Annotated in this window: 5 protein-coding genes; 4 read left to right on the top strand and 1 reads right to left on the bottom strand. The window is 59.5% G+C overall.

Going from position 1 to position 6,702, the window contains the following annotated elements; translation table 11 throughout:
• On the top strand, positions 1–329 hold a 329-nt coding region (locus HMPREF0308_RS06790; protein ID WP_005530013.1), incomplete at its 5' end, for a multicopper oxidase domain-containing protein.
• Positions 330–365: 36 nt separating this feature from the next.
• On the opposite strand, the gene HMPREF0308_RS06785 is transcribed toward HMPREF0308_RS06790, so the two are convergent.
• On the bottom strand, positions 366–704 hold the full coding sequence (locus tag HMPREF0308_RS06785) for a hypothetical protein (protein ID WP_005530010.1): 339 nt from the start codon (positions 702–704) through the stop codon (positions 366–368).
• Between the two features lie 798 nt (positions 705–1,502).
• Between HMPREF0308_RS06785 and HMPREF0308_RS06780 the strand changes: the two genes are divergently transcribed.
• The 3 genes from HMPREF0308_RS06780 to HMPREF0308_RS13885 form a co-directional block, all read left to right on the top strand.
• Positions 1,503–2,111 carry a TetR/AcrR family transcriptional regulator gene (locus HMPREF0308_RS06780; protein WP_034657219.1) on the top strand — a complete coding sequence of 203 codons (609 nt, stop codon included), beginning with the start codon at positions 1,503–1,505 and terminating at the stop codon, positions 2,109–2,111.
• A gap of 12 nt (positions 2,112–2,123) precedes the next feature.
• Complete coding sequence (mfd, locus tag HMPREF0308_RS06775; RefSeq protein ID WP_034657218.1) at positions 2,124–5,774, top strand: transcription-repair coupling factor; 3,651 nt, start codon at positions 2,124–2,126, stop codon at positions 5,772–5,774.
• Positions 5,775–6,076: 302 nt separating this feature from the next.
• The coding region (locus HMPREF0308_RS13885; protein ID WP_005530004.1) for a hypothetical protein at positions 6,077–6,702 on the top strand (626 nt) is incomplete at its 3' end.

Here is a 6,702-nt window from a genome sequence, read left to right as displayed (position 1 = left end):
ATGGCAAAGACATCGCGGTTCCGACGATGGGCTGGAAGGACATCGTCAATCTTCCGCCCAAGGCAACCGCCAAGCTGCTCGTGGAGTTGGGGTACTTCCCAGATAAGACCATTCCGTACATGTACCACTGCCACATGCTCCTGCACGAGGACAAGGGCATGATGGGTCAGATGGTTGTGGTGAACAAGGGCGAAAAACCTGACGTTCGCGTCAAGCCGGCGGCGCTTGTATTCGAGAAGGCTGCTGGGTCGTCACATAGCGTACATGCTGGGCAAGTAGTGGACTCATCCCGTAGCCCGTACGCGACGCCGAGCGCGGAGGCTTCCTAGCGCTTAAGTGTCCTTTATTGTGGCCGTGCAGATGATTTAGTCAGGATCCAAGATGCTGAAGAAGCAAACTTCCGGAAAGTCCGTCATTACGGCAAAGAAGATTTCGAGCAGTCGTTCACCGAGGTGATCAAGGTAGTCTTCAGTGAGCGCTTGCCCGTCTGTCGGCCGCAGCTCGATGCGCACCTGACAATTGCTCTTTTGCCACTGGCCACTTGAATCCTCTGGTGGTATTTCAAAATCTTCTTGCGGATCCATATCTAGAACTACGGATATCACAGTGGCTGCGGTGAGCTGATCCTGCAGGTGACTTTCCAGGCAGAGCAACAGGCGCTCGGCATCCGTGGCCGTGGCGTGCAGGTAAAGAGTTTCCAGCATGTTTTCCCTATTTAGCGTTAGCGGTTAACTACAGGCTCGGGGCTGTCGCGCAAGAGAGTTTAGTATCTGTTTCAAAACTAGGCTTGGCACGATGTGTAATATTTGAAGTTTTCGAGGCGAAAATAACAGACAATTTCAGAGCGCACTCTCGTCTAAGCTCTAATTCCTTTAACTCATCAAGAGTTTAAGCAGTACTACCCAGATCCTGATGTAGCTGAGTCGCTAAAGGCTAAAGCTCCCGAGGTTTATGAAACTTGGATTGCGACGACTCAGGACTCGATTGAGACGGAGAACTATGCCCGCAGAAAAACGGTTGATGGTTCATTTAAACTTGCTAGGAGAGGTCAGCTAATCGGCGCTTTCAGCGTAGTTGCAGTGCTGCTCCTGGGTGGTTGGTGCGCGTATTTGGGCAAAACGTGGATTGCTGCATTCCTTGTAGGAATCGATGTTGTTGCTTTGGCTGCGGTATTTGTGCCAGTTAAGGAGAAATCTACAAAGAGCAACGGCTCAACCTAGAAAGACGGGAAATCCTTCAAGATTTCGTCCGCATGCCCTTTTGCTACTTAGGCCTTGGGCCTTATTGTCAAAGCTAGAAACCCCCACCGACCAGCATTTTTAATGGTCGGCGAGGGTTAGAAAAAGCTTCCCCACCAGGACTCGAACCTAGAATGACGGTACCAAAAACCGTAGTGTTGCCGATTACACCATGGGGAATAACCGCGCGCTCAAGGCGTGCATTGCTAATAGTACCTGACGCACATGCCTTAATTACAAATGCCACCCACTAAGCTTGATCGCATGGTTCGACAGAGGATGACTGGACGCGAACGTCGCGAGCAATTGATCGTGATTGGCCGAGCGGCTTTTGCCGAGCTGGGCTTCGACGGCGCCAGTGTGGAGGAGATTGCGGCGCGAGCTGGCGTTTCCAAGCCCGTGGTCTATGAGCACTTCGGAGGGAAAGAAGGCCTCTATGCGGTCATCGTGGACCGTGAGATGCTCGCGCTGGAGGAGGTGATTACGCATTCGCTTAGCGACGGCACGTGGCGCGAGCGCATCGAGAAAGCCACTGTTGCACTTTTAAACTACGTGGAGCAAGAAACCGATGGGTTCTTAATCCTCGTACGCGACTCCAAGCCAGGCGACGAACGCTCCTATTCCACTTTGCTTAATTCTTCCGTGGGGCAGGTTTCCTATATCCTAGGCTCCGCCTTCGAACGCCGCGGCCTCGACGCGAACCTGGCAGGACTTTATGCCCAAGCGCTAGTCGGCATGGTCTCGATGACCGCCCAATGGTGGCTGGATACCCGCCAGCCGGCAAAGGAAGTGGTGGCTGCGCACATCGTAAACTTGTGCTGGAATGGGCTGTCTGGAATGGAAGCTAAGCCAAAATTGAGAGGAACTAACTAAGTGGCAACGCCGATGCTCGCCGGACTACTCAAGGTCGCGGCTTCCGACCCGAAACTCAAAGGGCTTGCCACCCAGGTAGGCGAGCCACACCTGCACATCACCGGCATCGACCAAGCGCGCCCGTGGGCTATCGGCACGCTGGCGAATCAGGCGCCCGTGCTTGTCGTCACCGCCACCGGCCGTGAGGCCGAGGACCTCACCGCGGAGCTAACCGCGATGATGGGGGACAAGGTTGCCCAGTTCCCGGCGTGGGAAACCCTTCCGCACGAACGCCTTTCGCCCGGCGCGGATATCGTGGGCCGCCGCGCGCAGGTGCTGCACCGCATTGCAGAAGGCAAGCTGCGCGTCGTCGTCACGGCAGCGCGTGGATATAGCCAACCGATCTTGAAAAACGTGGAAGGCCGCAGCCCGATCAGCCTGGCCGAGGACATGGAAATAGAGCTCGAGGCCATCGTCTCCCAGCTGGAGTTTCGTGCCTACAAGCACGTGGACATGGTGGCCAAGCGCGGCGAGTATGCCGTCCGCGGCGGCATCTTGGATGTCTTTCCCACGACGCTCGATTACCCGGTGCGTGTGGAGTTCTGGGGCGATGAAATTACCGATATCAGGCAGTTTTCCGTCGCCGACCAGCGCGCGATTCCAGAGATTGAGGTCGGCGCGGTGGACATCTTCCCGGCGCGTGAGCTTCCGATTACTGACGACGTCGCCAAGCGTGCCCAAGAACTCGCCCTAAAGCACCCCGGCAACGCCGCTTTGGTAGAGCTTTTGACCAAGGTAGGTGAGCATATCCCGGCCGACGGCATGGAGGCGCTCCTCGCTGTGCTTTCCGACGCCCCGCTCATCACCCTTCCCGAATTCATGCCGGAGGGTACCCACGTGCTGCTGGTCGCGCCGGAAAAGATTCGCACCCGTATTGCGGATCTAGAGTCCACGGACGCGGAATTCTTGGCTGCCGGTTGGGAAGCCGCTGCCATGGGGGCGGATGGTCCTTTGGCTGCTGAAGGCCTGGATACTGAGGCCGCTAGCTACCGTTCCTACGAGTCTTTGGAAGCAACGTGCGCTAACGCGAATTTGCCGCTGTGGACCTTTGCTCCTCCTGGAATGTTCATGGCGGATGAGGCGCAGACCCTGCCGCTAGAGTATGAACCGGGCCCGACGCCGCGTGGTGACGTCAAGGAGATCGACGCCATGATGGCCCAGTTGCTCGCGCATACCCGCGATGGCGGGCGTGCTGCTTTCATCGCTCCTGCGCAAGGCGCGATCAAGCGCATGGTGGAACGCTTTGTTGAGAAGGGGATTCGCACCAAGGTCGCAACGCCCGGCTGGGAACCGACCCCGGGTGAGGTCACGCTATACCAGGCGCTCTCGCATGCGGGCCTGGTGTTCCCCAAGGCACGCAGCCAGGGTGGCGCCACCAAGGAGGCCCTGCCGCTGGTTGTGGTGACGGAGACGGACCTGACGGGTAACCGCGTGGGCGACATTGCCGGCGCTAAGCGACGCCCCGCCAAGCGCCGCAACCGCGTCGATCCGCTGGCGCTCAAACAGGGCGACCACGTGGTGCATGAAACCCACGGCATCGGCCGTTTCCTGAAGATGGCTGAGCGCACGATCCAGTCTGGTGACGAGACCTCGCGCCGCGAGTACATCGTCTTGGAATACGCGGCGTCGAAGCGCGGCCAGCCGGCCGATCAGCTCTGGGTGCCGATGGACTCGCTGGACCTGTTGTCGAAGTACACCGGCGGCGAGAAGCCGACGCTGTCCAAGATGGGCGGCTCGGACTGGAAGAACACCAAGAAGAAGGCGCGTGCCGCTGTCCGCGAGATCGCGGGCGAGTTGGTGGAACTTTATGCCAAGCGTCAGGCTTCGCCGGGCCACCAGTTTGCGCCGGATACACCGTGGCAGGCGGAGATGGAAGACAACTTCCCGTACATCGAGACTGAGGACCAAATGCTGGCCATCGACGCGGTCAAAGAGGACATGGAGTCCACCGTTCCCATGGACCGGGTGGTCGTGGGCGACGTGGGCTACGGCAAGACCGAGGTAGCGGTGCGCGCAGCCTTCAAGGCAGTGCAGGACGGAATGCAGGTGGCGGTTCTCGTACCTACCACTCTGCTTGCGCAGCAGCATGCGGATACCTTCCGCGAACGCATGACGGGTTTCCCGGTCAATATTCAGGTGCTGTCCCGCTTTACGTCGACGAAGGATGCCAAGGAGATTGTCTCCGGCCTAGCAGACGGTTCTGTCGATATCGTCATCGGAACGCATCGCCTGCTGCAAACAGGTGTGCATTGGAAGAACCTGGGCCTCATTGTGGTTGACGAGGAGCAACGCTTCGGCGTCGAGCACAAGGAACACATCAAGGCGCTTAAGGCTTCGGTGGACGTGCTGACGATGTCGGCGACGCCAATTCCGCGCACCCTCGAGATGTCCATGGCGGGTATCCGCGAAATGTCTACTATTCTGACCCCGCCGGAGGACCGCCATCCGGTCCTGACTTATGTGGGTGCCTACGAGGACAAGCAGATTGCCGCGGCCATTCGTCGCGAGCTGTTGCGTGATGGCCAGACTTTCTTCATCCACAACAAGGTCTCTGATATTGAGAAGAAGGCGCGCGAGCTCCGCGAACTCGTGCCAGAGGCCCGCATCGTGGTGGCGCACGGCCAGATGAACGAGGAAGCCCTCGAACAGACCGTGCAGGGTTTCTGGGATCGCGAGTACGACGTCCTGGTTTGTACCACCATCGTGGAGACAGGCTTGGATATCGCGAATGCCAATACGCTCATCGTGGAGAACGCCCACCACATGGGCTTGTCCCAGTTGCATCAGCTGCGCGGGCGCGTGGGTCGTTCCCGTGAGCGCGGCTATGCCTACTTCCTGTACCCGAAGGGCGCCACGCTGACGGAGACTTCCTACGACCGCCTGGCCACCATTGCGCAGAACAATGATCTGGGCGCCGGCATGGCCGTGGCGATGAAGGACTTGGAGATGCGTGGTGCCGGTAACGTGCTGGGTGCCCAGCAGTCCGGTCACATTGCAGGCGTGGGCTTCGACCTGTACGTGCGGTTGGTGGGCGAGGCGGTTGAGACCTTCAAGGCCTTGGCACGTGGCGAGGTTCCCAAGGCCACTGACGACGGCCCGAAGGAGATCCGCATCGACTTGCCAGTCGACGCCCACATCCCTGAGGATTACATCAACTCTGAGCGTTTGCGCTTGGAGGTCTACCGCAAGTTGGCGGCGTCCAAAGACAATGCGGACCTGCAGCTGGCAGTGGAGGAGATGGAGGATCGCTACGGCCCGCTGCCGCAGCCGGTTACTCGTTTGCTTGCGGTAGCACGCTTGCGCCACCAGGCCCGCCGCGCCGGCGTCTCGGACATTACGGTCCAAGGCACGCGCATCAAGGTTCACCCGGTTGAGCTGCCGGACTCTAAGCAGGTTCGTCTCAAGCGCCTGTTCCCCGGATCGAACTACCGCGCCGCGGCGAAGGCTATTCAGCTCAACTTCCCCAAGGCGGGCCGCAACGTCACGGACCCGAAGCTACGCGACGTCGAGCTGCTGCAGTGGGTCGCGGATTTCCTGTCGCAGATGTTCGACATCGATCAGGCGGACGTCACCGGCGGCAAGACCCCGCGGAAGATGGGCAACGTTATTTCCGTGAGCGAGTAGCGCTTTCTAGAAGTTGCGCAGGAACGACAGCGAGCTCAGTGCAAAGAGCATCGCCGGGCCCGCAAGCAGCGGGCCAAGCCCGGCCTCGCTGGCCGCGGCGAAATTGATAGTGGACCTTCAGGCTAACCGAGGCCCACGCAATTGATAGGGGTGTCCGCCTCGCGATTCCACCGGCACGCTCGCGTCGAAAAGTGCTGACCTGCACGTTTATCCCCTCATTACCCCTGTTCGAATACCCCTGTTCGACTAATACATTGGACAATCGGTTGCAGGCTTTCCGATGCCTCTTTATCCTCCGTGGCATGACCGTCTCGATCTTCGATGCTCTTGCTCTCGGTGTCGATTCTCTCAAGGAAGCCGCTGGCCTTAGCGTGGCTGAACTCCGCGACCGCGGCCTAACACTCGCCGACGCGAAGTTCATCTACCCCTTGGCCGCCGTCTACTGGCGCACTAAGCCCAAAGGCATCGCCGAGGCCCGCAAGGCCGCCCGCGCTGCCGGCCATTCCCTGCGCGTGCTCGCCCGCATCGAGGTGCTCGCCGCGCGCTGCGACGACCCCAACGCCGCCCGCGTGACCCTCTGCGGTACGGCGGAGACCAAGCTCGATGAGGTCGGCGCGCAGCTTGCCAAGCCGAAGACCCGCGTGGAGTCCGCCCGCCATACCTATGGCAAAGACGGCTGGCACCGTTTGGTGATTAACACCCAAGACCCGTGGCTGATGGACATGCTCGGCGCGCTGCCTGGCGACGACCTGCTCGACGGGTTCAAACAGTTCGTCACTGACGGTGAGAAGGTCCAGACGCAGGCCCGGGCTGCGCACGTAGTTATTCGTCTCGACGAGCACGAAGAGTACTTGGCCGAGGACAAGCTCATTCGTGCCACGGATGGCACGGTGCGCCCAGCTCGTTTGCTCGTGCAGGAGAAGTTAGC

The sequence above is a fragment of the Corynebacterium striatum ATCC 6940 genome (assembly GCF_000159135.1).
GTDB lineage: Bacteria > Actinomycetota > Actinomycetes > Mycobacteriales > Mycobacteriaceae > Corynebacterium > Corynebacterium striatum.
Note: the sequence above shows the minus strand (reverse complement) of the source record. Positions and strands in the feature narration are given on the sequence as shown.

Bases quoted from the DNA above. Each gene is read 5' to 3' on its own strand.
- HMPREF0308_RS06785 (WP_005530010.1), bottom strand. From the start codon at position 704: ATGCTGGAAACTCTTTACCTGCACGCCACGGCCACGGATGCCGAGCGC.
- HMPREF0308_RS06780 (WP_034657219.1), top strand. From the start codon at position 1,503: ATGGTTCGACAGAGGATGACTGGACGCGAACGTCGCGAGCAATTGATC.
- mfd (WP_034657218.1), top strand. From the start codon at position 2,124: ATGCTCGCCGGACTACTCAAGGTCGCGGCTTCCGACCCGAAACTCAAA.